Origin of the sequence: Bradyrhizobium sp. 35 (genome assembly GCF_023073215.1) — a bacterium.
GTDB classification, from domain to species: domain Bacteria; phylum Pseudomonadota; class Alphaproteobacteria; order Rhizobiales; family Xanthobacteraceae; genus Bradyrhizobium; species Bradyrhizobium canariense_D.
Genome location: NZ_JADPJC010000056.1, coordinates 208468 through 235355, shown reverse-complemented (window position 1 = coordinate 235355; position 26888 = coordinate 208468). Strand labels below are relative to the sequence as shown.

At 64.3% G+C, this 26888-nt stretch carries 30 protein-coding genes, 1 pseudogene and 1 riboswitch; of the genes and pseudogenes, 22 read left to right on the top strand and 9 right to left on the bottom strand.

Features of this window, described 5'->3' with window-relative positions; all coding sequences use genetic code 11:
* From IVB36_RS12995 to IVB36_RS12955, 9 genes and pseudogenes are all read left to right on the top strand, one after another.
* A pseudogene (locus IVB36_RS12995) lies at window positions 1–90 on the top strand (IS5/IS1182 family transposase); the annotation flags it as partial.
* A 22-nt stretch (window positions 91–112) separates the two neighbouring features.
* A complete protein-coding gene (locus IVB36_RS12990; RefSeq protein WP_247391574.1) occupies window positions 113–1771 on the top strand; it encodes a bifunctional metallophosphatase/5'-nucleotidase in 1659 nt (552 codons plus the stop codon).
* A 133-nt stretch (window positions 1772–1904) separates the two neighbouring features.
* Complete coding sequence (locus IVB36_RS12985) at window positions 1905–2834, top strand: histone deacetylase family protein (protein WP_247391572.1); 930 nt, start codon at window positions 1905–1907, stop codon at window positions 2832–2834.
* Between the two features lie 73 nt (window positions 2835–2907).
* Window positions 2908–3159 (top strand): exodeoxyribonuclease VII small subunit, encoded by a 252-nt coding sequence (locus IVB36_RS12980; RefSeq protein ID WP_007594646.1) that lies wholly within the window; start codon window positions 2908–2910, stop codon window positions 3157–3159.
* Between the two features lie 222 nt (window positions 3160–3381).
* The gene (locus tag IVB36_RS12975) at window positions 3382–3582 is read left to right on the top strand and encodes a hypothetical protein (protein WP_085361378.1); all 201 of its coding nucleotides are present in this window, start codon (window positions 3382–3384) and stop codon (window positions 3580–3582) included.
* Between the two features lie 175 nt (window positions 3583–3757).
* A complete protein-coding gene (gene dxs / locus IVB36_RS12970; protein ID WP_247369204.1) occupies window positions 3758–5686 on the top strand; it encodes a 1-deoxy-D-xylulose-5-phosphate synthase in 1929 nt (642 codons plus the stop codon).
* A gap of 33 nt (window positions 5687–5719) precedes the next feature.
* Window positions 5720–6274 (top strand): nucleoside 2-deoxyribosyltransferase, encoded by a 555-nt coding sequence (locus IVB36_RS12965; RefSeq protein ID WP_247391570.1) that lies wholly within the window; start codon window positions 5720–5722, stop codon window positions 6272–6274.
* Window positions 6275–6300: 26 nt separating this feature from the next.
* Window positions 6301–7035 (top strand): TlyA family RNA methyltransferase, encoded by a 735-nt coding sequence (locus IVB36_RS12960; protein WP_247369205.1) that lies wholly within the window; start codon window positions 6301–6303, stop codon window positions 7033–7035.
* Window positions 7028–8275, top strand: a complete 1248-nt coding sequence (locus tag IVB36_RS12955) for a methyltransferase (RefSeq protein ID WP_204513896.1) — start codon at window positions 7028–7030, stop codon at window positions 8273–8275. The genes IVB36_RS12960 and IVB36_RS12955 overlap by 8 nt, the downstream gene beginning before the upstream one ends.
* Here the strand turns inward: IVB36_RS12955 and IVB36_RS12950 are convergent, their stop codons facing one another.
* A complete protein-coding gene (locus IVB36_RS12950; protein ID WP_247391568.1) occupies window positions 8276–8878 on the bottom strand; it encodes a hypothetical protein in 603 nt (200 codons plus the stop codon).
* A 167-nt stretch (window positions 8879–9045) separates the two neighbouring features.
* Here IVB36_RS12950 and IVB36_RS12945 point away from each other — a divergent pair, with 167 nt between their 5' ends.
* Both IVB36_RS12945 and IVB36_RS12940 read left to right on the top strand, forming a co-directional pair.
* Window positions 9046–10104 carry a class I SAM-dependent methyltransferase gene (locus IVB36_RS12945; protein WP_018456255.1) on the top strand — a complete coding sequence of 353 codons (1059 nt, stop codon included), beginning with the start codon at window positions 9046–9048 and terminating at the stop codon, window positions 10102–10104.
* A 624-nt stretch (window positions 10105–10728) separates the two neighbouring features.
* Window positions 10729–10893, top strand: a complete 165-nt coding sequence (locus IVB36_RS12940; RefSeq protein ID WP_018456253.1) for a hypothetical protein — start codon at window positions 10729–10731, stop codon at window positions 10891–10893.
* A gap of 4 nt (window positions 10894–10897) precedes the next feature.
* Here the strand turns inward: IVB36_RS12940 and IVB36_RS12935 are convergent, their stop codons facing one another.
* Window positions 10898–11530, bottom strand: coding sequence for a hypothetical protein (locus tag IVB36_RS12935; RefSeq protein ID WP_247391566.1), 633 nt, complete (start codon window positions 11528–11530; stop codon window positions 10898–10900).
* A gap of 175 nt (window positions 11531–11705) precedes the next feature.
* Window positions 11706–12590, bottom strand: coding sequence for a DUF1194 domain-containing protein (locus tag IVB36_RS12930; protein WP_018456251.1), 885 nt, complete (start codon window positions 12588–12590; stop codon window positions 11706–11708).
* A 286-nt stretch (window positions 12591–12876) separates the two neighbouring features.
* Window positions 12877–12954: riboswitch (Fluoride riboswitch) on the top strand.
* Window positions 12955–13080: 126 nt separating this feature from the next.
* Between IVB36_RS12930 and IVB36_RS12925 the strand changes: the two genes are divergently transcribed.
* The 7 genes from IVB36_RS12925 to IVB36_RS12895 all read left to right on the top strand — a co-directional run bounded on the left by IVB36_RS12925 (window position 13081) and on the right by IVB36_RS12895 (window position 17857).
* Window positions 13081–14289 (top strand): MFS transporter, encoded by a 1209-nt coding sequence (locus tag IVB36_RS12925; RefSeq protein WP_247391582.1) that lies wholly within the window; start codon window positions 13081–13083, stop codon window positions 14287–14289.
* 7 nt (window positions 14290–14296) lie between these two features.
* Window positions 14297–14695: a fluoride efflux transporter CrcB gene (crcB, locus tag IVB36_RS12920; RefSeq protein ID WP_247396565.1), complete on the top strand. Its 399-nt coding sequence runs from the start codon at window positions 14297–14299 to the stop codon at window positions 14693–14695.
* 6 nt (window positions 14696–14701) lie between these two features.
* Entirely contained in the window at window positions 14702–15130 is a 429-nt protein-coding gene (gene crcB, locus IVB36_RS12915; RefSeq protein ID WP_018456248.1) for a fluoride efflux transporter CrcB, read from the top strand.
* 2 nt (window positions 15131–15132) lie between these two features.
* On the top strand, window positions 15133–15474 hold the full coding sequence (locus IVB36_RS12910; protein WP_085384121.1) for a DUF190 domain-containing protein: 342 nt from the start codon (window positions 15133–15135) through the stop codon (window positions 15472–15474).
* 43 nt (window positions 15475–15517) lie between these two features.
* Entirely contained in the window at window positions 15518–15823 is a 306-nt protein-coding gene (clpS, locus tag IVB36_RS12905; RefSeq protein ID WP_007594672.1) for an ATP-dependent Clp protease adapter ClpS, read from the top strand.
* Between the two features lie 551 nt (window positions 15824–16374).
* Window positions 16375–16626 (top strand): hypothetical protein, encoded by a 252-nt coding sequence (locus tag IVB36_RS12900; protein WP_026233118.1) that lies wholly within the window; start codon window positions 16375–16377, stop codon window positions 16624–16626.
* Between the two features lie 61 nt (window positions 16627–16687).
* On the top strand, window positions 16688–17857 hold the full coding sequence (locus IVB36_RS12895; RefSeq protein ID WP_026233117.1) for an HWE histidine kinase domain-containing protein: 1170 nt from the start codon (window positions 16688–16690) through the stop codon (window positions 17855–17857).
* A gap of 44 nt (window positions 17858–17901) precedes the next feature.
* Here IVB36_RS12895 and IVB36_RS12890 read toward each other — a convergent pair whose 3' ends face one another.
* From IVB36_RS12890 to fabI, 4 genes are all read right to left on the bottom strand, one after another.
* Window positions 17902–19092: an adenylate/guanylate cyclase domain-containing protein gene (locus IVB36_RS12890; protein ID WP_247391562.1), complete on the bottom strand. Its 1191-nt coding sequence runs from the start codon at window positions 19090–19092 to the stop codon at window positions 17902–17904.
* A gap of 80 nt (window positions 19093–19172) precedes the next feature.
* A complete protein-coding gene (aroC, locus tag IVB36_RS12885) occupies window positions 19173–20261 on the bottom strand; it encodes a chorismate synthase (protein ID WP_247391560.1) in 1089 nt (362 codons plus the stop codon).
* 165 nt (window positions 20262–20426) lie between these two features.
* Window positions 20427–21026 carry a histidine phosphatase family protein gene (locus tag IVB36_RS12880; protein WP_204513890.1) on the bottom strand — a complete coding sequence of 200 codons (600 nt, stop codon included), beginning with the start codon at window positions 21024–21026 and terminating at the stop codon, window positions 20427–20429.
* Between the two features lie 14 nt (window positions 21027–21040).
* Window positions 21041–21856: an enoyl-ACP reductase FabI gene (gene fabI, locus IVB36_RS12875; RefSeq protein WP_027568710.1), complete on the bottom strand. Its 816-nt coding sequence runs from the start codon at window positions 21854–21856 to the stop codon at window positions 21041–21043.
* 171 nt (window positions 21857–22027) lie between these two features.
* Here fabI and IVB36_RS12870 point away from each other — a divergent pair, with 171 nt between their 5' ends.
* Together IVB36_RS12870 and IVB36_RS12865 are read left to right on the top strand one after the other, a co-directional pair.
* Window positions 22028–22516 (top strand): sigma-70 family RNA polymerase sigma factor, encoded by a 489-nt coding sequence (locus IVB36_RS12870; protein ID WP_007594679.1) that lies wholly within the window; start codon window positions 22028–22030, stop codon window positions 22514–22516.
* A gap of 106 nt (window positions 22517–22622) precedes the next feature.
* On the top strand, window positions 22623–23393 hold the full coding sequence (locus IVB36_RS12865; protein WP_085352549.1) for an anti-sigma factor: 771 nt from the start codon (window positions 22623–22625) through the stop codon (window positions 23391–23393).
* A 328-nt stretch (window positions 23394–23721) separates the two neighbouring features.
* On the opposite strand, the gene IVB36_RS12860 is transcribed toward IVB36_RS12865, so the two are convergent.
* Window positions 23722–24687: a J domain-containing protein gene (locus IVB36_RS12860; RefSeq protein WP_018456238.1), complete on the bottom strand. Its 966-nt coding sequence runs from the start codon at window positions 24685–24687 to the stop codon at window positions 23722–23724.
* A 109-nt stretch (window positions 24688–24796) separates the two neighbouring features.
* Entirely contained in the window at window positions 24797–25204 is a 408-nt protein-coding gene (locus tag IVB36_RS12855) for an RT0821/Lpp0805 family surface protein (RefSeq protein WP_247391558.1), read from the bottom strand.
* 113 nt (window positions 25205–25317) lie between these two features.
* On the opposite strand from IVB36_RS12855, the gene pdxH reads away from it, so the two are divergent.
* Window positions 25318–25959: a pyridoxamine 5'-phosphate oxidase gene (gene pdxH / locus IVB36_RS12850; protein ID WP_247391556.1), complete on the top strand. Its 642-nt coding sequence runs from the start codon at window positions 25318–25320 to the stop codon at window positions 25957–25959.
* A 97-nt stretch (window positions 25960–26056) separates the two neighbouring features.
* A complete protein-coding gene (locus IVB36_RS12845) occupies window positions 26057–26809 on the top strand; it encodes an SDR family oxidoreductase (protein ID WP_026233115.1) in 753 nt (250 codons plus the stop codon).
* Window positions 26810–26888 lie beyond the last annotated feature (79 nt).

The window sequence follows — 26888 nt, the reverse complement described above, 5'->3', positions numbered from 1 at the left end:
AGGCGTGTTGCTACTCGCTACGACAAACTTGCCAGAAACTTCTTGGCCGCCGTCCACCTCGCCGCTCTCGTCGCTTATTGGATCAATTGAGTCTGAACCCTAGTCTGGTTTCATGCAACATGTTCTCCGGCTGACCGTCTTCTCGCTCGCGCTCGCCGCCCTGCCCGCGTCCGCCCAAACCGCCGCACCCGTCGAGCTGCGCATCCTGGCGATCAACGATTTCCACGGCAATCTGCGCCCGCCGCCGGGCGGCATCCGGATCAGCGATCCCGAGGACAAGGCCAGGAAGGTGATGGTGGCGGCCGGCGGTGCCGAATACATGGCGACGCTGGTGAAGCAGCTGCGCGAGGGCCACAAGAACACGATCTTCGTCGCCGCCGGCGACCTGATCGGCGCGAGCCCGTTCCTGTCGGCCATGTTCCACGACGAACCTTCGATCGAGTCGCTCTCGATGATGGGGCTCGCGATCAGCTCGGTCGGCAATCACGAATTCGACGAAGGCAAGACCGAGCTCCTGCGGATGCAGAACGGGGGCTGTCATCCCGTCGACGGCTGTCAGGGGCCGCATTCCTTTACGGGCGCCAGATTCCGCTATCTAGCGGCGTCCACCATCGAGACGGCGACGGGCAAGAGCGTGCTGCCGCCTTACGAGATCAGGGAATTCGAAGGCATCCCCATCGCCTTCATCGGGCTGACCTTGAAGGAGACCGCGGGCATCGTCTCGCCATCGGGCGTCACGGGCCTCGAATTCCGCGACGAAGCCGAGACGGTGAATGCGCTGGTGCCGCAGCTGAAGGCGCGCGGGGTCGAGGCGATCGTGGTGCTGATCCACCAGGGCGGCGAGCCGGCTGGCGACTACAACGAATGCCCTGCCATCACGGGGCCGATTGTCGACATCGTGAAAAAATTCGATCCCGCCGTCGACGTCGTCGTCAGCGGCCACACCCATCGTGCTTATGTCTGCGATATTGACGGGCGGCTCGTCACCAGCGGCGACAAATACGGTACCCTGGTTACCGCGATCGACCTCAAGCTCGATCCGGCAACGCGCGACATCGTCAGCGCCAGGGCCGAGAACGTCCTCGTCGCCAATGCCTCGCTGCCTAGGGATCCCGAGCAGACCGCATTGATCGACGCTTACGACAGGCTTTCGGCGCCGATCGCCAATCGCCCGGCTGGATCGGTGACGCAGACGCTGTCACGCGTGCCGAACGAGGCCGGCGAAAGCCCGCTCGGTGACGTCATTGCGGACGCGCAGCTGGCCGCGACCAGGGACGCCAAGGACGGCAGCGCCGTCATCGCGCTCACCAATCCCGGCGGCATCCGCACCGACATCGTGCCAAAGGAGAACGGCGCGATCACCTTCGGCGACGTTTTCGCCAGCCAGCCGTTCCGCAACCGGCTCGTCACCATGACGCTCACGGGCAGCCAGCTCAAGGACATGCTGGAGCAGCAATGGCTCGATCCGAAGCGGCCGAGGATTCTCCAGGTCTCGAACGGGTTCAGTTACGCCTGGGATGCGGCGAAGCCATACGGCGAGCGCGTGATCAACGAGAAGATGACGCTCAATGGCAGGTTGATCGAAGCCGGAAGCGGCTACCGCGTCACCCTCAACGATTACCTCGCAGTCGGGGGCGACGGGTTTACGGTCGCCAAACAAGGCACGGGGCCGCAATATGGCGGCTACGACGCTGACGCGCTGTTCGCGTTCTTCCGGGCGCACGGACCGATCGGACCGCTGCCGCTGAGCCGCATCCTGCGCGTGAATTGATCCGGATCAAACAGGCCGCTCCGGGACACCCTTTGCCATTCCCGGGGGAACGCATAGATTGGGTTTTGCATTTGCGTTTTGGCGCCGGATGCGCCAAGCGACATCGAGAGCCCGCATCCCATGAGGCCGACTGATGAGTACGCTTCTCCTCTCCCACAAGGCCTGCCTCGACCACGTCACGCCGCCGGGACACCCTGAAAGGCCGGACCGCCTGCGCGCGGTGGAGGAAGCGCTGTCGCATGAGCGCTTCCAGTTCCTGGTGCGCGACCAGGCGCCGGAGGGCGATCTCGACCTCGTCACGCTCTGCCACAACGAGCACTACGTCACGGAGCTGCGCCACATCGCGCCAACCAGCGGACAGGTCTATATCGATGGCGACACCTCGATGTCGCCTGGCACGTGGGAAGCGGTGATGCGCGGCGTCGGCGGCGCGGTCGCGGCGACCGAAGCGGTGATGGCGGGCGAGCATCGCAACGCCTTCGTCGCGGTGCGCCCGCCCGGCCACCACGCCGAGATCGGCAAGCCGATGGGTTTCTGCTTCTTCGACAATGTCGCGATCGCCGCGCGCCACGCGCAGCGTAAATACGGCGTCAAGCGCGCGGCCATCGTCGATTTCGACGTGCATCACGGCAACGGCACGCAGGATATTTTCTGGTCGGACCCGACCGTGATGTACTGCTCGACGCACCAGATGCCGCTGTTTCCGGGCACCGGTGCCAAGAGCGAGCGCGGCGACCACGACACCATCGTCAACGCACCGCTCGCCTCCGAGGACGGCGGGCCGGAATTCCGCATCGCGTTCGAGAATCTGATCCTGCCGCAGCTCGAAAAATTCAGCCCGGAGCTGCTCGTCATCTCTGCCGGCTTCGACGCGCATTATCGCGATCCGCTGGCGTCGCTGAATTTGCGCGCGGAGGATTATGCCTGGGTGACGCGTAAGTTGATGGACCTCGCTGACAAGACCGCCGGAGGGCGCGTTGTTTCTGTGCTCGAGGGCGGCTACGACCTGCAAGGACTGAAAGAATCTGTTACGGCGCATGTCGGCGCCCTGATGGGCGCCTGACACACCCGCCACATTGCGCCCGCAAAACTTTGCTTTCTCCGACGTGAAGCGAATCGGGCAATCGGAAACTTATATGGCCGAAAATACCCAAATCGACATCTCCAGGCTGACCTTCGAACGCGCCATCGAGGAGCTCGAAACGATCGTGAAACGGCTCGAGGACGGCAAGGTGCCGCTCGAGGAATCCGTGACGATCTACGAGCGCGGCGAGGCCCTGAAGCGCCGCTGCGAGGAGTTGCTGCGCCAGGCCGAGGCGCGCGTCGACAAGATCACCACCGATGCCAGCGGCCAGGCGACCGGCACCGCGCCGCTCGACGTCCAGTAAGGGCCGCCTTCAAAGCCGCCTATCTCACGCAGCGCGCACCGGCAATTTTTCATGATCGCACGCCGCCGTCGGCGTTGCTGCTGCCTGATTCCAGGGAACCGGCGCTCCGGAGATTATGGAACCTCCCTCAGAGCGCCCCTCGTCCTCCTGAATCCGGCCTAAAAATAGCTTCCCCACGCGAAAAACCTTGCCGAGGAACCGGGCTAGCTTGGAACCCTTCCGATGGCGCCAGGATTAACCACTCTGGCCCGCGGGTTGCAGGTGCATGCCCGTAATCGGGCCCAGCGGGTTGGCTTTGGCCCAAGCTTTGGTGTAAAGCTGCGCGGAGTGTGGCTTTTTGTAAGCCTTGCGTGGGCACTGATTACCGACGACAAGCGCTTCAAACTGCTGATGAATTGGCTGGGATGGACGAAGCCGATCTAAGTGACAGGGATCACAGAGACTGAACCGGAGAGCACTTAAGCTCACCTAAGCTTGAAGACGGGGCTTTGCCCCATGCAGGTGGCTCCGACGGTTTAAGGACTCGCGCTGCGCCGATATTGAGCAAACCCATCGCGCGCCGGAACGATCTTCTGGCGCTGACAAATTGGAAATCGCCGTGAACGCATATAGTAAAACGCCGCTTCTCGACACCATCCGGACGCCGGACGACCTGCGCAAACTCAAGGTCGAGCAGGTTCGCCAGGTCGCCGACGAGCTGCGTCAGGAGACCATCGATGCCGTCTCGGTGACCGGCGGTCACTTCGGCGCAGGCCTCGGTGTGGTCGAGCTCACCACTGCAATCCATTACGTCTTCGACACCCCGCGCGACCGGCTGATCTGGGACGTCGGCCACCAGGCCTATCCGCACAAGATCCTCACCGGCCGGCGCGATCGCATCCGCACGCTGCGCACCGGCGGCGGCCTGTCCGGCTTCACCAAGCGCAGCGAGAGCGATTACGATCCGTTCGGCGCCGCGCATTCCTCGACCTCGATCTCCGCCGGCCTCGGCATGGCGGTCGCGCGCGACCTCTCCGGCGGCAAGAACAACGTTATCGCCGTCATCGGTGACGGCGCGATGTCGGCGGGCATGGCCTATGAGGCCATGAACAATGCGGGGGCGATGAACTCGCGCCTGATCGTCATCCTCAACGACAACGACATGTCGATCGCGCCGCCGGTCGGCGCGATGAGCGCCTATCTGTCGCGGCTTTACTCGGGCAAGACCTATCGCACGCTGCGCGATGTGGCCAAGCAGATCAACCAGCGCCTGCCCAAGATCCTCGCCAACCGAGCCAACCGCGTCGAGGAATATTCCCGCGGCTTCATGATGGATGGCGGCACGCTGTTCGAGGAGCTCGGCTTCTATTACGTGGGCCCGATCGACGGCCACAACCTCGACCATCTCCTGCCGGTGCTGAAGAACGTGCGCGACATGGAGACCGGCCCGATCCTGCTCCACGTCGTGACGCAGAAGGGCAAGGGCTACGGCCCGGCGGAAGCCTCCGCCGACAAGTACCACGCGGTCGTCAAGTTCGACGTCGCGACCGGCACCCAGGCCAAGTCCAAGCCGAACGCGCCGGCCTATCAGAACGTATTCGGCCAGAGCCTCGTCAAGGAAGCGGAGAAGGACGACAAGATCGTCGCCATCACCGCGGCCATGCCTTCCGGCACCGGCGTCGACATCTTCAACAAGGCTTTCCCGGACCGCACCTTCGACGTCGGCATCGCCGAGCAGCACGCAGTGACGTTCGCCGCCGGTCTCGCCACCGAGGGCTACAAGCCGTTCTGCGCGATCTACTCGACGTTCCTGCAGCGCGGCTACGACCAGATCGTGCATGACGTCGCGATCCAGAGCCTGCCGGTTCGCTTCGCCATCGACCGCGCCGGCCTCGTCGGCGCCGACGGCGCCACCCATGCCGGCTCGTTCGACAACGCCTATCTTGGTTGTCTGCCGAACATGGTGATCATGGCCGCGTCCGATGAAGCCGAGCTGGTGCACATGGTTGCAACCCAGGTCGCGATCAATGATCGTCCGAGCTCGCTGCGCTATCCGCGCGGCGAAGGCCGCGGCATCGAGATGCCCGAAATCGGCGTTCCGCTCGAGATCGGCAAGGGCCGCATCGTCCGCCAGGGCAGCAAGATCGCCCTGCTCTCCTTCGGCACGCGCCTCGCCGAATGCGAGAAGGCCGCCGACGAGCTCGCTGCCCACGGCCTTTCGACCACGATCGCGGATGCGCGCTTCATGAAGCCGCTGGATACCGAGCTCGTGCTCAAGCTCGCGCGCGACCACGAGATCCTGATCACGATCGAGGAAGGCTCAGTCGGCGGTTTCGGCTCGCATGTCGCGCAGTACCTGACCGACCAGGGCGCGCTCGACAGCGGCCTGGTGCGGTTCCGCACCATGGTGCTGCCCGACGTGTTCCAGGACCACGACACCCCGGCGGCGATGTACGGTCGTGCCGGTCTCGACGCCAAGGGCATCGTCGCCAAGGTGTTCGAGGCGCTCGGCAAGGACGTCAAGGCCGAGACGGTCAAGCTCGCCTGATAGCGAGCTTCGACCTTCCGCGAAGCAGCTGTGATGAAAATCTATCTGGCAGGCCCCGATGTGTTCCTGCCAGATGCGGTCGAGATCGGCCGGCACAAAGTCGCGGTCTGTGCCGCGCACGGCGTCACCGGCCTCTATCCCCTCGACAACGAAATCGACCTCGCCGCGCCCGACGCCTCGCGGCAGATCTTTCGCGGCAACGAGGCGATGATGGACGCGGCCGATGCGATCATCGCCAACCTCACGCCGTTCCGCGGCGCCGGCGCCGATCCCGGCACCGTCTACGAGCTCGGCTACATGGCCGGCCGCCGCAAGTTCTGCCTCGCCTATTCCAATGACGGTGCCGCCTATGCCGACCGTGTCAGTCGCTTCATGGACGTGACCTCCGAAGACGGACGGCTGGTCGACGTGCAGGGGCTGACGGTCGAGGATTTTGGCCTCGTCGACAATCTCATGATGATCCACGCGCTGGAGCTGCATGGCTGCCCGCTGGTGACGCCGGCGCAGATGCCGATCGACGTCTGGCACGATCTGGCCGCGTTCGAGGCTTGCGTCCGGATGGCGGCCGCGCGATTGATCGCTACATAAGCGCCTCAGGCGTCTTCGGAGAGATGATGTCCCCTGCCCGCAAGCGCGCGGATGTTCTGCTGGTCGAGCGCGGCCTGTTCGAGAGCCGGGCGCGGGCGCGCGCGGCGATCGAGGCCGGGCTCGTCACCGCCGACGACAAGCAGGTCGCAAAGCCGTCGGAGACCATCGCCGAGGACGCCGTGATCCAGGCCGAGCCCGCGCACCCCTACGTCTCCCGCGGCGGCGTCAAGCTCGCCGGCGCGCTGGAGCGCTACCCGATCGAGATCGAGGACCATGTCTGCCTCGACGTCGGCGCCTCCACCGGCGGATTCACCGAGGTACTGCTGGCGAATGGCGCGAGCCTCGTCTTTGCCGTCGATGTCGGCACCAGCCAGTTGCATCCCTCGCTGCGCGGTCACGCCAAGATCGTGTCGATGGAAGAGACCGACATCCGCGCCTATGACGGCAAGCGCCTGCCGGCGCGGCCCGATGTCGTCGTGATCGACGTCAGCTTCATCTCGCTCAAGACGGTGCTGCCCATCGCGCTGTCGCTGGCCGCCGCGCCGATGAGCCTGCTGGCGCTGATCAAGCCGCAATTCGAGGCGGACCGGAAGCACAACAAGAAGGGCATCGTCCGCGACGCCGCCGTGCACCGCGAGATCTGCGACGACATCGCCGCCTTTGCTGCCTCGCTCGGCTGCACCGATATCGAGGTGTTCCCGTCGACGATCACCGGCGGCGACGGCAACATCGAATTCTTCCTGGGCGCGCGCCGTGGTTGAGCGCGTGACGATCGATCACGTCGGCCATCGCGGCGACGGCGTCTCGCTCGACGCTGGCGATGCCATCTATGTGCCCTACACGCTCGGCGGCGAGACCGTCGAAGTCGATCATGTCGTCGGCAATCATCCCGACCGCCGCAAGCTGCTGGTAGTGGACGTCGCCAGTCCCGAGCGCGTCGCGCCGTTCTGTCCGCATTTCGGCGTCTGCGGCGGCTGCGCGATCCAGCACTGGGCGACTGAACCGTATCACGCCTGGAAGCGCGGCATCGTGGTCGAGACCCTGGCCCAGGCCGGCATCGACTGCGAGGTGACGCCGCTGGTCGACGCTCACGGCGCGGGGCGCAGGCGCATCACGCTGCACGGCCGGTTCGGCACCCATGACATCCTCAAGGTCGGCTTTTCGGCTGCCAGCGCGCACGACGTCATCCCGATTGATCGCTGCCCGATCCTCGATCCCGGGCTCGAGGGTGCACTCGATGCCGGTTGGGCGCTCGCCGAGCTGCTGACGTCCAAAATGCCGGTGACGAAACCGCTGGACATCCAGGTCACCGCGACCGCCAACGGTCTCGATGTCGACGTGCGCGGCTCCGGCCCGCTGCCCACGTCGCTCGTGACGGCGCTGTCGCGCGTCGCCGAGCAGCACCGCCTGGCGCGGCTGACACGGCACGGCGAACTGGTGCTGCAACGCCTGCCACCGACCCTGCAGATGGGCCGCGCCGAGGTGACGCTGCCGCCGGGCTCATTCCTGCAGGCGACCGTCGCCGGCGAAGAGACGCTCGCGTCGCTGGTCGCCGAGCGCATCGGCAAGGCGAAGAACGTTCTCGATCTCTTCTGCGGCGTCGGGCCGTTTGCATTGCGGCTCGCCGAGAAGGCCCGCGTCACCGCCCATGACAACGACGCCGGCGCCATTGCAGCGCTCGCAAAGGCCGCGCGCACGCCGGGTCTCAAGCCGATCAAGGCCGAGCCGCGCGATCTGTTTCGCCGTCCCCTGGTGGCGCCGGAGCTGCGCGATTTCGACGCCGTCGTGTTCGACCCGCCGCGCCAGGGCGCGCAGGCGCAGGCCTTGAAGCTCGTCGCGAGCAAGGTGCCGGTGGTGGTCGCGGTCTCCTGCAATGTCGCGACCTTTGCCCGCGACGCGCGGCTGCTGATCGATGGCGGGTACAAGATCGACGTAGTCGTGCCGGTGGATCAGTTCCGCCACACGCCGCATGTCGAGCTCGTTGCGAAGTTCACGCGCTAGTTAGCGTCGAAGGCCATTCAACGCCGGCGACTCGCCGGGCAGCATGTTCGATCTGAGATCGCTATCCATGCGGCCCGAGTCCTGCTGGGTGAACCCGGCCCCAAACGACAGGCTGAGGTTGGAGGTCGGCTTGAGCTCGACACCCGCAAATGCGCCGTAGCCGGGCGAGGCGCTGGAGGTGAGCGGCGCAAGCGAGCTGCCAATGCCGCCGCCGTATTTCAGGGTGTCGAACCCGGCAAAGAACGTGACGGGCATGCCGCCCGCGGTCTTGGTGTTGTAGCCGAACTGCGTGCTGTCGTAGGAGAGCGCGCTGAAATTGCCGCTCAGTCCGGCCGGGCTGAGGCCGCTCCAATTGAGATTGCCATGCTGGCTGCCGACAAAGAAGCCGTTCGCAGAATTGCTGCGGCCGCTTGCGTCGCCGCCATTGAAGCTCGGGAAAATGCCGTAGCTATCGGCGCTCTGGCCGGCAACACCGCCGAAGCCGAAAGGTCCGCCGGGGATCCAATATTGCAGGGGTGCGGCTTGCGCATGAGCCGGCGCTTCGCCGAGGCAGAGCAGGGCCAGAAAAACCGCGAGACCGCAAGAGGGTGTAAGCCTGAACATTCAAATAACCGTCGAAAAGCTTGCGAATTATACCCACCAGACATCATGAATGCCAGCATAGCGACACCATTCTTCCCTGAGTTCGGGGATCACGTTTTTCTGCCAATTTGAACTTCCCCCATGCCGGATTGACCCACCTAAGGGGGCGCGTCAGCACGGAGGCTGTCATGGAGGTCAATTCCGACAAGTTGAATGCCTTTATGGGCAAGATGGTCACCGAATTCGGGGCGGCGATGAATGCATCGCTGGTCCTGCTCGGGGACAAGCTCGGTCTCTACCGTACCCTTGCCGCCAAGGGACCGATGAACTCGTCCGAGCTCGCAAGCGCCACCGGGACGGCGGAGCGCTACGTCCGCGAATGGCTCGCGAGTCAGGCGGCGTCCGGCTACATCGAATACGATTCCGCTTCGGCAAAATTCTCGATGCTACCGGAGCAGGCGATGGCGCTTGCCGATGAGGACAGTCCGGTGTTCCTCGGCGCGTTCGGCAATGTCATTGCTTCGGCGTTTCTCGACGAGCCGAAGATCTCGGACGCATTCAAATCCGGCAAGGGCGTCGGCTGGAACCGGCGCAGCGAGTGCCTGTTCTGCGGCACCGCCCGCTTCTTCCGGACCGGGTACATGCATCATCTGGTGCAGGAATGGCTGCCCGCGCTCGACGGCGTCGTGGACAAGCTGAAGCGCGGCGCCAAGGTCGCCGATGTCGGCTGCGGGCACGGCGTCTCGACACGGCTGATGGCGGAAGCCTTCCCGAACTCCCGCTTCTACGGCTTCGACTATCACGAGGGTTCGATCGAGGCCGCGCGAAAGGCGGCCACCGAAGCCGGATTGGGCGACCGGGTCAGCTTCGCTGTTCATTCCGCCAAGACCTATCCGGCCGAGGGCTATGATCTCGTCTGCTTCTTCGATTGCCTGCATGACATGGGCGATCCCGTCGGCGCCATCGGCCACGTGCGCGAGACCATGGCAAAGGACGGCACCTGCATGCTGGTCGAGCCGTTCGCAGGCGACCGCCTCGAGGACAATCTCAACCCGGTCGGGCGGGTCTATTATGCGGCGTCGACCATGATCTGCACGCCGGCCTCGCTCGACCAGGAGGTGGGCCTCGCACTGGGCGCGCAAGCGGGCGAGGCAAGGCTGCGCAAGGTCGCGCGAGAGGGCGGACTGACGCGCTTCCGCCGCGCCGCTGAAACGCCCTTCAATCTGATTCTGGAGGCGCGGATCTGATCTTCCGATTCCGGCGCGTGGCCGCGGCATATGCCATGCCGATGCTGCAGCCACGCCCGGCGCCGACACCCTCCCTCGCTCGCGCCGCGACATAAGCTGGCGATCGGACAAGGCGACGCGAGTCCGTCATGACGGGAGGACGACGAAGCCGCTCTCCATGAATTTGCGATGGCGCTGAATGGGGGCCGTGGATCATCGGAGGTGCCTGGCTGTCCGTTGGCGGACAAAGGGTCGACCTGCTCTATCGCAACGCCGACGCTGTCGAAGTCATCATGGAATCCTGTCGGGCCGGCATCATCACCATGGACTACCAACCCGGCCATCCACACGGCTTCTGCTCGGCGATCTGGATGGGCGAGATCGCATTGCCAACCACTGCGCGATCCGCAAGACCTGATCAACCGGTTGAAATCGATCGCGCTGCCCTACCCGTAACCGTTGCGGAATGCTCTGATCCGGCGCTTCCAGTGGGAAATCCTCTTCGGCATCGAGAATGCGGAGCTTGCGGCCGCACGTAACGAGCAGACCCATTATCGCCGGATGCGTCTACCGGTCGCTGGCCTGCGTTGCGCAGATCGTGTTCGCACTGAACGAGCGCTATCTCATCAACGAGAAGGGTGCGCTATGGAAGCAGCGCGGTTACCGCTGACAATTCCGCATCTGGACGAGCAGGCGACGGAGATCTGGCGACTGATCGGCAATGGCGCTTTGGCGACCGCCTGCGACGTCTTGCGTCAGATCGACCGGCAATTGAAGGCGCTGACGCGGTCCAGCGAGCAGCAGCCGTGATCTGCTACGCCGTCCTGTCCACCGAGGACGATGTATCCGACGGCGGATATTTGGTCACGGGCACCACGAAGGACTTGTTGCGGACCTGGTAGATGATCTTGCCATTCTGCCCGTCGTCGGTCGCAATCTGCGCCTGGCCGAACATGATGACGTTCTTGTAGACGGTGCCGGTGCCCTGACGGGTGACGCCATCTGTGGTGACGCTGACCTGCGCTTCGTTGCCGTTGACAGCGAGCACCCTGAAGCTCGCGCTCTTGCCATTGTCACTGGAATAGCCGCCCCAGCTTCCCATCAGGCGGCTGTCGGAGGCCGGCGGCGCCTGCTTCTCGAGAGTCGCGGTCTGCTTGCCCGCGCCTGCAGATGACAACAGCACCAGACTCTTGCCGTCCTTGGTGCCGACCGTGACCGTGCCGAAGGTGAGAAGCGAACCGGCGACCTCGCCAAAGCCGCGCTCGGTGCGCCCGTTATGGGTGTACTCGACTTGCGCCCGGGCCCCGCGGATGTTCACGACCTTGAAGCTGACGGGCTGGTTGTTGCCAGCCCAATTGCCATTCCACTCACCGAGCAGGGAGCTCTGGTGATACACTCGCTCGAGAGCGGGAGAAATCTGGCTGGTGCTCGAGGTGACGATGGCCATTGGGTTGCTCGGCGGATGTGTCTGACAGGCCCGCTTCTTTCGCGCCCCGACAGCAACGTCAGAACCTTATCCGGAAACAAATGAAAGCAGCCGATTAGGGCCACGCAACGGTAAACGCATGGTTAAAATTCCATCGCCGGCAAATAGGGCAAAAGGTCTCGTCCGGTGGCCGCGCTCAGCGACCCCAGCGGTCCGACCAGATCTTCTCGCCGATCATGCAGTTCACACGCGGCTCCTTGTCCTTCTCCGCAACCCGCATCACGGGACGCTCCGGCATACGGCCCGCAACCTCCATCAAGAGCTTGGTGCGGATGGCTTCCTTGAACTTATCGCGGTCCTTGATCGTGATGACGAAGGAACCGGGGCCGCCGATGACGCAATCCTCATAGTAGAAATCGAGATTGTCGATATCCATAGTCGAGTAGGAGGGTTCCTTGACCATGATCGGCAGGCCGTTGATGACGATACCCTTCTCGATCGCTGCGTCGCGCGCAATCGTGACCGGAGTGCCATTGTTGTTGGGACCGTCGCCGGAAATGTCGATCACGCGGCGCAAGCCCCGATAGGGATCCTCGTCGAACAGCGGCATCGCGAAACTGATCGCGCCGGAGATCGAGGTGCGCGAGGCACGCCGGATCGGCGTCTTCAGGATTTCGGCGGCGACGGCATCGGCGGTCTCCGGTCCGTCGACCAGCCGCCACGGAATGATGATCTTCTGGTCGGTCGAAGCGGCCCACTCGAAATAGGTCACCGCGATCCGGCCGTTCGGGCCCAGCTTCAGCGCCTGCAGGAATTCCTTCGACTGGATCGCCTGCGCATAGCCTTCACGCTGGACCGCGAGCTCGTCCATGTCCATGGAGTAGGAGACGTCGACGGCGAGGATCAGCTCGACATCGACCGTCTGCGCGTCTCTGTCGGCTGCTTGCCGCTGCGGCTGATTTTTGAGTAGCGCCAGTCTGGGCGACTCAAACTTGGGTCCTGGTGCCGCGATGCCCGCGACGTCCCCTCCGGCGAACATGCCGGTCACCAGCACAGCCCCGATCGAGAACAGCAAGCGCATCGCAGCCTCCCGTCGTATGACCTGATGGTGACATGCAATCGCCTTGCCGCAAAGTCCGAAGATCGCTCGCGCTTCACATTCCGGTTAGGCATTTGCCAGTTAGGCATTTGCAGGCGGAATTGCGAAGCAGTACGCAAAGCGGCCGCGATGTTGCCGCGCTCGCGCCGCTGGACTGCGCGATCGCTGGCGCCGGCATGCCGTCATGTGCGGTCCGCTCCCGGACTGACGGGCCACTGGACAGCGCACCTCGCCCACTTGTCCGGCGCGATTTCCATGTTAGGCTGGCCGGACAGATGGGGATGGAGTCCCCCGACAACCGCCCGGCGGCCTGTGACCGTAGTGGGCTGATGACTCCTGCTTGAGGAGAGGCAATTTCTAGGCCTCTGCCTTCGGCGGGAGCATGGACAAACCCGCCGCCGGCGGGTTTTTTGTTGCCTGGATGAAGGCCGAGGAGAGGTCAAGCAGAGGCCGAGGAGAAGTCCTGGACGTGATGACGACAACACCGAATGCTGCGCGTGCGGGGCTGCCCAGGGGGATCTGGGTGCTCGGTTTCGTCTCGATGCTGATGGACGTCTCTTCCGAGATGATCCACGCGCTGCTGCCGGTCTATCTCGTCACCGTGCTCGGCGCCTCCACGCTCACCGTCGGCTTGATCGAGGGCATTGCCGAGGCGACCGCCTCGATCACGAAGATCTTCTCCGGCGCGTTGTCCGACTGGCTCGGTCGGCGCAAATTGCTCGCTGCGCTCGGCTACGGGCTGGCCGCGCTGACAAAACCGCTGTTCCCGCTTGCCCCCAGCGTCGAATGGCTGGTTGCCGCGCGCTTCATCGATCGCGTCGGCAAGGGCATTCGCGGCGCGCCGCGCGATGCGCTGATCGCCGATATAGCACCTATCGGTCTGCGCGGCGCGAGCTTCGGCCTGCGGCAGTCGCTCGACACCATCGGTGCGTTCGTCGGGCCGCTGATGGCGATCGGCCTGATGTGGTGGACGGCGGACAATTTTACGATGGTGTTCTGGGTGGCCGTGCTGCCGGGCTTCCTGTCGTTCGGACTGATCGCGTTCGCGGTGAGCGAGCCGGAGCCGGACCCCGGCCGGGAGCCGTCAAGGAATCCGCTGAATACCGCTGCGATGCGCCAGCTCGGGTCCGTGTACTGGCGCGTGGTCGCGGTTGGCGTCGTGTTCACGCTGGCACGTTTCAGCGAGGCCTTCCTGATCCTGCGTGCGCAGAATATCGGGCTCAATGCGATGTGGGTGCCGGCCGTGCTGGTGCTGATGAACATCGTCTATGCGTTGTCGGCCTATCCGGCCGGCGTGCTCTCGGACCGGATCAACCGCACCGGCCTGCTCGCGCTCGGCCTCGTCTTCCTCGCCGGCGCCGATCTCGCGCTCGCGCTGCTGCCAAACCTTGGCGGCCTCGCCCTCGGCGTCGTGCTGTGGGGACTGCATATGGGATTGACGCAAGGCCTGCTCTCGGCCCTCGTCGCCGACGCAGCGCCACCGAGCTTGCGCGGCACCGCGTTCGGCTATTTCAACCTGTTCACCGGCCTTGCCTTGCTGGCCGCAAGCGTGATCGCCGGCGCCTTGTGGGATGCCTATGGTCCGGCCGGCACGTTCCTGGCGGGGCTCGGCTTCGCGCTGGTCGCGCTCATGGGACTATTTGCCGTCGGCAACGGGCTGGCAACGGAGGAGAAACGATGACGGGGGGCTGTTCGCCGTGCTGAGCGGAGTGCTTGCGATTATGATCGGCAGCGTGCTGGGCGGCTGTGCGCGCTATTTCATCTCCGGCTCGATCGCGCGGCGGCTGGGCGAGACGTTTCCGTGGGGCACCGTGACCGTCAACGTCACCGGCGCCTTCCTGATCGGCATTTTTGGCGCATTGGCGACCCATCCCGGCTCGGTCTTCGCCGCGCCCGATCCATGGCTGTTCGCGGTCACCGGCTTTCTTGGCTGCTACACCACGGTGTCCTCGTTCAGCCTGCAAACGCTGACGCTGGCGCGCAACGGCGAGGCGATGCACGCGCTCGGGAATCTCGCGGTCTCGGTCGTGCTCTGCCTCGCGGCCGTCAGTTGCGGCTTCCTCCTCGCGGACACTCTGGGAGGCTAGAGGCAGATGAAGTCCCCCTCCTCTGCCGATCGCTGGCGCACCGCGACGCTCTATGCCTGGATTGCCGCCGGCAGCATGGTCGGCGGGCTAACGCGCTATCTGGTCGGGCTCGCGCTCGACACCGGCTCCGGCTTCCCGGTCGCGACGCTGTTCATCAACGCCACCGGCTCACTAATCATCGGCTTCTACGCGACGCTGACCGGGCCCGACGGCCGCCTGCTGGCGCGGCCCGAGCACCGGCAGTTCGTCATGACCGGGTTCTGCGGCGGCTACACGACCTTTTCAACCTTCAGCCTGGAGACCTTCCGCCTGTTCCACGGCGGCATGAAATATACGGCGCTCGCCTATATCGCGGCATCCGTCATCTGCTGGCTGGTGTCGGTATGGGCAGGCCATATGATAGCCAGCGGCACCAACCGCTTGCGAAGGAGCTGACCATGCAAATCCTTAATCAGGCAGTTTCGCTCCGGATCTTCCTTGGCGAGAACGACCAATTCGACGGCAAGCCGCTCTATGAAGCGATCGTGATGACGGCGCGCGAGCGGCATCTGGCCGGCGCCACCGTGCTGCGCGGCCCGATGGGCTTCGGCAAGTCCAGCCGGCTCCACACTTCCAAGATTCTGCGGCTCTCGGAAGACTTGCCGTTGCTGATTGAGATCGTCGACAGCGAGGACAACATCAATGCATTCCTGCCCATCCTGGATGGCATGATGTCGAGCGGCCTGATCACCTTGGAGAAGGTGCAGGTCCTGCAATATGGTGAGAAGGCCGCGCGCTGAGCGCGCCGGCAGGAACCCGAGCCCGCCATATCCGGGAGGCGGAATGAACGATACCGTTGCCAAACCGAAAACCAGGACGAAGACCAAGGTCGAGCGGCCGAAGCTGCATAAGGTCATCCTGATCAACGACGACTTTACGCCCCGCGAATTCGTCACGATGATCCTCAAGGCCGAGTTCCGCATGACCGAGGATCAGGCCTACAAGGTGATGATCACCGCCCACAAGCTCGGCGCCTGCGTGGTCGCGGTCTTCACCAAGGACGTCGCCGAGACCAAGGCTACCCGCGCAACGGATGCCGGCCGCACCAAGGGCTATCCCCTGCTGTTCACCACGGAGCCGGAGGAATAGTGCACCGGTCCGGCTTTGGTGCTTTTGCGCCCGCTTTCGATTTCGGCGCCGAATCTGCTCTGCCGAATAGTGTATCTATTGGCTGTCAACAGGCGCATGCTGAGCCATCACCGGCTCATCACGGCATCCATCGGTGACTGAGAGAGTCTTTGCGCTCCCGCCCAATGCGGAGCGTCCTATGCAAGACACCACCAAGCGCACCATCCCTCTGAGCAATCGCCTTGCCCAATTGGCAGCCGAGGCTCGCCGTCGCGCAGAGATTGCCCCGCCCGGCGTTCAGCGGGAATCGCTGCTCAAGGCGGCGCGATTGAGTGAAACGGCCTCGCACATTCATGATTGGATAAGCCTGCCTGGCCCCAAAACCCCGAGGTAATGGCAAGCAAACCTTGTCGACCGCCTGTTCACGTCGAGCGACGATCCGGGCCAAGGGCGGCATCCGCCTTCAAATCGCACTTCAAATATAAGTTGTATGAAATGAACTATATTTCATTTTGGTTGTTATAACAGCGTCCCCAAACGAAACGGGGCGGTCAACAGCCAAAGCAGCCCAAATGATGAAATCTCTTGTCGCGTTCGCGATGTTCGCGCTCCTCGGAGTGTCCGTAATGGTGCTGCCCGGTTTTGCTCCGCAAGTAAAAGCGCGCGAAACCGTTGCTTTGGCGAAGGCGGACCGGCTGGCGAGCCTTCCGGTGGCGCGGAATTGCCTGGGCCAGGTCTGGCCGGACTTCGAAGCATCGTGTCTGCGCCGGGGTGAATCCGATGTCAGGGTTCATGAAGCTCGTTTGGTGACGGCTCGCCGCTAGACCAACCATCGCAAAGCGCCGGCCGAGCTTGTCGGATGATCCAGGAAAGTGTCGTGCACAGATGTCAACGCCCCCAACCTCCTTGCCGAACGTTCTCGTCGTCGAAGACGAGATGATCCTGCGCATGCGCGCGGTCGATATCGTAGAGGATGCAGGCTTCTGCCCTGTGGAGGCCGTCAACGCCGACGAAGCCATTTCGATCCTCGAGTCGCGGTCGGACATCTCGCTTCTGTTCAGCGACATCCAGATGCCCGGGACCATGGACGGCCTGAAGCTGGCCCACGCGGTGCACGATCGCTGGCCTGCCATCAAGATCGTACTGGTCTCCGGTCAGGTAAAGCCGTCTGAAACCGAAACGCCGGCGGACAGCCGCTTCTTTCGCAAGCCGCTCGCCGTCGACGAAATGATCTCGCAGTTGCAGACGATGATCGGAGCGGGCGCGCTAAAAATCCTTCCGACCACAACGACGGATCCCGGGGAAAACCTTGGGGTTGCTCGATCGCCACAGGAATCGGTTCTGGTGGCGGAGAACGACAATCTGCGCCTGTTGCTGGAACAGGCCGACACCGACGCCAAGGTCCTGCTCGCTCAAGCCGGCATCGAAGCCCACGAACGCGAGGCGGCCGACAAGTTGCAAAAGCTCATCCTCGGAGAGCTGCATCATCGCATCAAGAATACGCTTGCGACGGTGAGCGCAATCGCAGCCCAGAGCTTCCGGGCCGCAATCAATCTCGAGCAAGGCCAAAAAGCCATGGATGGCCGCTTGCTGGCGTTGGGGCGCGCCCACGACCTGTTGATACAGGTCAGCTGGTCCAATGCGAGCCTCACTCATACCCTGAGCGGCGCCACCGATCCCTATGACGGTCAGGGAGGTCGACGATTCCATTTCAATGGGCCGGATCTCCGGATCACATCCGGTGCCGTGATAGCGCTCGCGATGACGTTCAACGAGCTCTGCACCAACACGACGAAGTTCGGCGCACTGTCCAGTTCCTCCGGACATGTCGAGATCGCATGGACGGTGGACGAGATCGAGCAAAGGCTGCGCCTGAAGTGGAGCGAAAGCGGCGGCCCCGTGGTGGCGCCGCCGACACGACGGAGCTACGGCACCCGGATGATCGAGTCGCTCGGCCAGCAACTGAACGGACAGGTGCGGCTGGCCTACGAACCGTCCGGATTTGTCTATCAGCTGGATGTACCGCTGAAGTCGGTGATGGCGTCGAACGCCTGAATTCTGCTCACCAGGCTGACGGCGGCGGACATCCGAGGATGACCTCAGGCCATCACCACCGGCGTCTCCTCCGTCAGCCCGTACACGCGCTGCGCCTTGGAAAAGCCCGCGATCGGGAATTCGCCGAGCTCGTGCCAGTCGTGGCGGCAGACATTGGCGAAGCCTTCTGAGGCCACGACGGTCCGCCCCAGGCGACCCGTGATCTTCTCCAGCCGCGCAGCAAGATTGACCGCGGGGCCAATGCAGGTGAAGTCGAGGCGGTTGCCGCCGCCAATATTGCCGTAGAGGATGTTGCCGACGTGGAGCGCCACGCCGAAGCGGAAGCGCTCGACGACGTCGCCGACAGGATACGCGAGCGCCTCGACACTGGCGCGAGATTCGCGCGCTGCCTCCAGCACCCGCGTGCAGACATGCGCGGCATCGCCGACATATTCGTCGATCGGGAATACCGCGAGCAGGCCGTCGCCCATGAATTTCAGCACCTCGCCGCCATGGCCGCGGATCGCGGCAACCTGGCAGTCGAAATAATGGTTGAGGATCTCGACCACGGTCTCGGCCGGCAGCCGGTCCGACAGTGCCGTGAAGCCGCGCAGATCGGAGAGCCAGATCGCAGCCTGCATGGTGTCGTTGTGGCCGCGGCGGATCTGACCGCCAAGGATGCGCGCGCCGGCACGATTGCCGACATAGGTGTCGAGCAGCATCTCGGCGGTGCGGCGCAGGCTGATGATCTCGGTGATGCGCGCGAGCGGCTTGACGATGGTGTGAATCGCCGCGATGTGTTCATCGGTGAAGCCGCCTGGATGGCGCGTTGTCCAGCTCGTCGCGTGGACCGAGCCGTCGAGAAACTGCATTGGCGTCGCGACGTAGTCGGTTACGCCTTCGGCACGCATATCGTCGAAAAAAGGGAAATGCTTGCTGCCGGGATCGTCGATGCGTCCCCGCACCTCAAGTCCCTGCTCGAACACGACCCGCAGCGGACTTCTGGCGAATTCCGGCGTCTCCAGGATCTCGAAATCGACCGTGCCGATCTCGACCTCCTCGCCTTCCCGCCAGATGAAGTTGCGACCGAAAATTTCGGGATGCAGCGTGCGGATGAAGATGCCGAACCGCCATAGCGGCAGACCGGCTGCAACCATCCGTTCGCAGGCTTCGGCCGTCATCTCGGCCGGGGCCTTCGACGACCAGGCGCCGTCGATCAGCCAGTTGGTGATACGTTGGAGCTCGGAGCTTTCCATGCGCGCATTTGCGGACGAAGTTGTGGGATCGTCAAGCTGCGCGGTGGACTAGTGGCGCGATACAAGCGCCCTGCGGAACGCTAGCGCTCGACCTGGCCGCGGTCGCGCAGGAAATGATCCGCAAACACGCAGGCCATCATGGCTTCGCCGACGGGGACGGCGCGGATTCCGACGCAGGGATCGTGGCGGCCCTTGGTCATGATCTCGGTGTCGGCGCCGTTGCGATCGACGGTGAGACGCGGCTGCAGGATCGACGAGGTCGGCTTGACGGCGAAACGCACCACCACCGGCTGCCCCGTGGAGATGCCGCCCAGCACGCCACCAGCGTGGTTGGACAGAAAACGCGTGCCGTCATTGCCCGTGCGCATCTCGTCGGCATTCTCTTCCCCGGTGAGTTCGGCCGCGCCGAAGCCGGCGCCGATCTCGACGCCCTTCACCGCATTGATGCTCATCATTGCGGCGGCGAGCTCGGCATCGAGCTTGGCGTAGATCGGGGCGCCAAGGCCGGCCGGCACACCTTCGGCGACGACCTCGATCACCGCGCCGATCGAGGAGCCGCTCTTGCGGATGCCGTCGAGATAGGTCTCGAAGAACGCGGCCTTGTCCTTGTCCGGACAGAAGAACGGGTTTTTCGCGATCTCGTCCCAGTCCCATTTCGCGCGGTCGATCTTGTGTGGCCCCATCTGCACCAGCGCGCCGCGCACCTTCACATCGGGCAGCACCTTTCGAGCGATCGCGCCGGCGGCGACGCGCGTCGCGGTCTCGCGCGCCGAGGAGCGGCCGCCGCCGCGATAGTCGCGCAGGCCGTACTTCGCTTCATAGGTAAAGTCAGCGTGGCCAGGCCGAAACTTGTCCTTGATCTCGGAATAGTCTTTTGAGCGCTGGTCGGTGTTCTCGATCAGGAGCCCGATCGGCGTGCCCGTCGTCACCTGCACGCCGGTCTCCGGATGCGCCATCACGCCGGAGAGGATCTTGACCTGGTCCGGCTCCTGACGCTGGGTCGTGAAGCGCGACTGGCCGGGTCGGCGGCGATCAAGATCACCCTGGATGTCGGCCTCGACGAGCGGGATCATGGGCGGGCAGCCGTCGACCACGCAGCCGATCGCCACCCCATGGCTCTCGCCGAAGGTCGTGACGCGGAACATGTGGCCGAAGGTGTTGAAGGACATCCGTATCTAGCTCGTAAGTCAGTGCTGACTTAACTCGCCCTGAAATTGGGGTCAAATGCCTACACGGTCGTCATGGCCGGGGTTGTCCCGCCATCCACGTTCTTGGCCCACAAGCGCAAAAGGGCGCCCCGGGCATGACGGCGCAGGACGCGCAAGCGAACCGGCTTAACTAAACTTCTCCAACCGCCCGTCGCGGAACACGTAGACGGCGCCCTGCTCGATATAAAGTTCGGCGGCGCTCGCCGGCGTCTCCAGGCCGAGTGAAACCATCAGGGCCCGGCAGGTCCCACCATGGGCGACCGCGACGGTGTCGGTCCGGAGTTGGTCGTACCAAGCGCGCACGCGGACCTGCACATCGGCGTAGGTCTCTCCGCCCGCGGGGCCCACCGTCCATTTGTCGGCGAGGCGCCGGGCGTAGATGTCGGGATCGGAGGCCTCGCTCTCGGCCAGCGTCAGTCCCTCCCAGGTGCCGTAGCCGATCTCACGCAGGCGATCGTCGAGCGTATAGCCCGCAGTCGGCAGTTCGAGCTTGCTCCGCGCCAGTTCCATGGTCTCTCGTGCGCGGCCAAGCGGACTCGACACGTAGGGTAATGCGGCCTTGTCGCGGTCCTCGCGCTTGAAGAGATCGGCGAGAATGCCGCCGGCCTGCACCGCCTGACCGCGACCGCGTGCGTTCAGCGGAATGTCCTTGATGCCCTGAAGCCTCCCGAGCGCATTCCACTCGGTCTCGCCGTGGCGAAGGTAATAGATCGTGGGGACGGGCATTGCTGGGTGAAAAGTTAGTCCTTCCCGCCGAACGAAATGTCCGGCGCGTCCGGGCGCTTCATGCCGAGCACGTGATAGCCGGAATCGACGTGGTGCACCTCGCCGGTGACGCCGCGCGAGAGGTCGGAGAGGAAATACAGCGCGCTGCCGCCGACGTCTTCCGTGGAGACGTTGCGCCGCAGCGGTGCGTTGGCCTCGTTCCACTTCAGGATATATCTGAAATCGCCGATGCCGGACGCCGCGAGGGTCTTGATCGGCCCCGCGGAGATCGCATTGACGCGGATGTTCTTCTCGCCGAGATCGGCGGCGAGATAACGCACGCTCGCTTCGAGCGCCGCTTTCGCGACGCCCATGACGTTGTAATGCGGCATCCACTTCTCGGCGCCGTAATAGCTGAGCGTGATGAGCGAGCCACCGTCGGTCATCAGCTTCTCGGCGCGCTGCGCCACCGCTGTGAACGAATAGCAGGAGATCAGCAGGGATTTCGAAAAATTCTCCTGCGTGGTGTCGACGTAGCGGCCGTCGAGCTGCTCGCCATAGGCGATCGCATGCACCAGAAAGTCGATCTTGCCCCACTTCTCCTTCAGCACCGCGAAGGCCGCATCGATGGTCGCAGCATCGGTGACGTCGCAATGGCCGAGCACGAGCCCGCCGATCTCGGCGGCGAGCGGCTCGACGCGCTTCTTCAGCGCATCGCCCTGATAGGTGAAGGCAAGCTCGGCGCCGGCCGCGTGGCATGCCTTGGCAATGCCCCAGGCGATCGAGCGGTTGTTGGCAACGCCGAGGACCACGCCCCGCTTGCCCTGCATCAGACCTGAATTCTGCGCCATTTGCTAACGTCCCGTCGAGCTCCCGGTGAGGTTTGGAGGTACACCAGCCCTCCGTTGCGGTACAGTCCTAATACGCGGCGTTAACGCTGTTTCAAGCGCCGGAATAGCCGTTCCGCTCGGGTGTTATGATCGTTGTGGCGCTCGCGCCGACATCAGGACGTCAAGACCGCAATGAGTGCGTTTCGCCAGAGTGTTGAAGCCATGATCCCGGCGTTGCGCCGCTACGCCCGCGCGCTCACGCGCGAGGCGGATGCGGCCGACGATCTGGTGCAGGATACGCTGGTGCGGGCGCTGCGTTCGGAGCGTCTGTTCCTCGGAGGCGACGTCAGGAGCTGGCTCTATACGATCCTGACCAACCTCAACAAGAACCGGCGGCGTTCGCTGGCACGACGGCCGCAATTCATGCAGCTGACGGAGAACAACCCGGATGCCAGCGGGACCGAAGCCGAAGGGCGCGATATCGAGAGGGCGCTGGCGACGCTCGTCGAGGAGCAACGCTCGGTGCTGCTCCTGGTGATGCTGGAGGGCATGAGCTACCGCGAGGTCGCCGACATCCAGGGCGTGCCGATCGGCACCGTGATGTCGCGCCTGGCACGCGCCCGCGCCCACGTCAAAGCCTCGCTGGAGGGCGAGCGCCCGGCGCTCAGGCGGGTGAAATGATGGCAGGATTGATGCATCGCGCCGGTCGTTTCTCCTGCATGGCGCGGGAAGCGGCGCAGTTGAACCACGAAGAACATTTTGGGCCGCAGAGCCAGAGACGATCGATATGAACGACCGCAAGATCCCAGTCACCGAGGACGAACTGCACGCCTATGTCGACGGCGAGCTGCCGGCCGAGCGCCGCGCCGATGTCGAGGCCTGGCTTGCCGCGCAGCCCGAGGATGGCGAGCGCGTGCAGTCCTGGCGCGCCATGGCCGAGATGCTGCACGCCCGCTACGATTCCGTCGCCCAGGAGCCGGTGCCGGCGCGGCTCGAGCTCGAACGGCTGGAGCGCCGCCCGCGGCACTGGCTCTATGGCGCCGCCGCGGCTGTGCTGGTGGCCTTCATGGCCGGCGGCACCGCCGGCTGGCTGGCGCACGGTGCCGCCAACGCGCCCTCGACTTTCCAGAGCTTTACGACCGACGCACTCGACGCCCACCGCCTCTATGTCGTCGAGGTTCGCCATCCCGTCGAGGTCGGCGGCAACGAGCGCGACCACCTCCAGGCCTGGCTGACCAGACGCTGCGGCTGGACCGTGTTTGCTCCGAACCTGGAGGCGAGTGGACTAAAGCTCGTCGGCGGCCGGCTCTTGCCGGGGCCGAACGGCCCGGCGTCGTTCCTGATGTATGAGGGCGCCTCGGGCGAGCGGTACACGATCTACACCGCCAAGACCGAGAATGGCGCGACGCAGATGCGGTATGCCAGAACGGACAAGGACGGGGCGCTGTTCTGGTCGGAGCGCGGCGTCGGCTACGTCGTCAGCGGTGGCGGCGACCGGGACCGGCTGACCAAAGTGGCGCAGGCGGTCTACGACCAAGCAGAGAAAAGCGGCACCTAGACAACCACGCAAACGCGGTGCCTCGATTCCGACATTGAAAATTTGGAATGAAGACATCGGCGCGTCTCATTATCGCACCGGATGATCACGCGAAAATGAGCAGCGTTCGATCCGCCGATCGACGCGGGCGGCCTCGATTGGGGTTTTTGGTACCGCGCTGGTCCCCCTCTCGAGGCCGCACCTTTTTATCGGCTGCCCCGCCGGACAGCCGACACGTCGAGCACGTGAGCCAAGAAGGGCTACCACGCCTCGGGCATATGATGAGCATCATCTCGATGGACGACGCTCTCAGTCTTTAGGAGAACCCCTCACAGTTTCCGGATCACACTTAGCCAAGCCCGCTACGTGGATTGTAGGGGCGCTGCTCCCGCCACTTCTCCATCAATGCTTCAAGCTCGGCGTCGTTCCCGTCCGGTAGCATAATCCTGACGGTGACGAAGAGATCCCCGGTTCCACCAGTTTTTGGCAATCCTTTGCCCTTGAGGCGGAAGGTCCGGCCGCTGGAGGTGTTTTGCGGAACCGAAAGCTCCACGGCATTGCCGAGGGTGGGCACGCGGACCTTGCCGCCAAGCACCGCCTCGTAGAGCGTGACCGGCAGGTCGATCCTGAGATCGGCGCCCTCGATCTTGAAGAACGGATGCTGCGCGATGCCGATCGTGATCAGGAGATCGCCCGGCGGATGGCCCTGAGCGCTCTCGCCCTGCCCCCGCAACCGGATCTGCTGGCCTTCGGTCACGCCGGCCGGAATCTTGACGTTGAGCTCCTTGCCGTTCGGCAGCCGGACGCGCTTCTCGCCGCCCTTCACCGCCTCCTCCAGCGAGACGGTCATGGCGACATTGACGTCGAGATCGAGCCCGATCCCGCCGGTGTCGAATTCGAACTGGGCACCGCCGCCGGCCCCGGGGCGCGGACGCGGCCCTCCTCCGAACATGCTGTTGAGGATGTCCTCGAACGCGCCGCCGCCCGGACCAGGGCCCGCGCCGCCACCGCGGAACGTATAGCTCTCGAACCCGCCGGGACCCGCGCGCCCGCGCGGCCCACCGCCGCCGCCCGGAAAACCCTGGAAGCGCGGCTTGCCGTCGGCGTCGATCTCGCCGCGGTCGAATTGCTTGCGCTTGTCCTCGTCGCCGAGGATCTCATTGGCCGTATTGAGCTCAGCGAAGCGCTCGGCCGCCTTCGGGTCGTTCTTGTTGCTGTCGGGATGGTGCTTCTTGGCAAGCTTGCGATAGGCGCTCTTGATCGCGGCAGCGTTGGCGCTCCGCGGCACCCCCAAGACCTCATAGGGGTCGCGCATCCGTGACGTCTCCTTCAAGAAATCGAATTGTTCAAAGGGCTCCCCGCCCCAACTGAGCCTCATGTGGGGGGCGAGTGGTATTTTTGCAACTAGCCTGGTGAAGCGATTCCTAGCTCCGCCACGGCTTTAGCGTATGAATCTCCCAACTGCCACGGCTGCTTTGGCAGCCCGCGCCCTGGAGCCAGCTTTCGGTGCTGCCATTGACGTAGCTCGCCAGGAAGTCGCGGCACTTGCGGCCGTCCTCGGCGGCATAGGATTGCGCGATCGGCGTGACCGAACCGCGCGCCCCGGTTTCCGGATTCTCCCAATGCTGGCTGGAATCCTTATCGTTCTTGCTGAGCACGTCGGAGGCGGCGTTGCGGGCGAAGGCGAGATCGGTCTCTGTCGGTGCCGCCACCCTGGCCGGCATTGCGATCGAGCCGGTAAGGTCGCTGTCCTCGGCCTTGGCGTAGGCACTCTTGTCGTTGCGGGAAAAGCTGCAACCGCCGGTGCCGAGTCCGATCAGAATGATCGTCATGACGAAGCCGGACGGCCGGATCGCCGATAGGCCAACGCGTCCCCATACCCTATATAGGGCGGTAGCAGACAACAACGCGTTTTGGACCGCAGGACGCAACTCGGACCCCAGACATGACCGACACGACCTCGATGAAACACCAGACACCCTTAACATCCGGTGATTTCACCGCCGCCGACGAGCCGTTTGCGCTGTTCGAGGCCTGGCTGAACGAAGCCATCAAGAGCGAGCCGAACGATCCGAACGCCATGGCGCTCGCGACCGTCGATCCCGACGGCCTGCCGGACGTGCGCATGGTGCTGATGAAGGGCTTCGATACCGATGGTTTCGTCTTCTACAGCCACATCGCCAGCCAGAAGGGCCGCGAACTCGCCGCAAATCCTAAGGCGGCGTTACTTTTTCACTGGAAGTCGCTGCGCCGTCAGGTCCGCATCCGCGGCAACGTGACGCCGGTGACCGAGGCCGAAGCCGACGCCTATTTCGCCACCCGTCCCAAGCAAGCGCAGATCGGCGCCTGGGCGAGCAAGCAGTCGCAGGAGCTCGAGAGCCGCTTCGCTTTCGAGCAGGCGATCGCCAAGGTCGCCGCCAAGCACATGATCGGCGAGGTGCCGCGTCCGCCGGGCTGGAGCGGCTGGCGTATAACACCGTCGCGTATCGAGTTCTGGCACGACCGCCCGTTCCGCCTGCACGACCGCATTGAATTTCGCCGTGACGCGGCCGGCCAGAAATGGTCCAAGACGCGAATGTATCCCTAGAATTTTGTTCGAGAATGATCCCTTCGGAAAACCGCTGCACAGTTTGCGCTAACGCGGCCCTCCGGGTCCGGATCATGCTCCAGCCTGAAAGATGTCCATGCCGCAGTCGTCCAATGCGCCGCGCCGTACGCTGCTCCTGACCGGGGCGAGCCGCGGCATCGGCCATGCCACCGTGATCCGTTTCTCCTCGGCCGGCTGGCGCGTGATCACCTGCTCGCGGCATCCGTTCCCGGAGGATTGTCCCTGGGACGCGGGCCCTGAGGACCATATCCAGGTCGACCTCGCCACCCCCGCAGATACCACGCGCGCGATCTCCGACATCCGCGACCGTCTCGAAGGCGGCATGCTGCATGCGCTGGTCAACAACGCCGCGATCTCGCCGAAGGGGGCCGGCGGCTCCAGGCTCGGCTCGATCGACACCGACCTCGACACCTGGACGCACGTGTTCAATGTCAACTTCTTCGCGCCGATCATGATGGCGCGCGGGCTGATCGAGGAATTGAAGGCGGCCAAGGGCTCTGTCGTGAACGTCACCTCGATCGCGGGCTCGCGCGTGCATCCCTTCGCGGGCGCGGCCTACGCCACTTCGAAGGCCGCGCTGGCGTCCCTGACGCGCGAAATGGCCTCCGACTTCGGCCGCGTCGGCGTGCGCGTCAACGCGATCGCGCCGGGCGAGATCGACACCTCGATCCTGTCGCCGGGCACCGAGAAGATCGTCGACCAGCAGATCCCGATGCACCGGCTCGGCACACCGGACGAGGTCGCCAAGATCATCTACGTGCTGTGCACGGACACCAGTTCTTACGTCAACGGCGCCGAGATCCACATCAACGGCGGCCAGCACGTGTAGGCTACCGCGTCATTGCAAGCGCAAGCGAAGCAATCCAGACTGCCTCGGTGAGGACAGTCTGGATTGCCTCGTCGCTTCA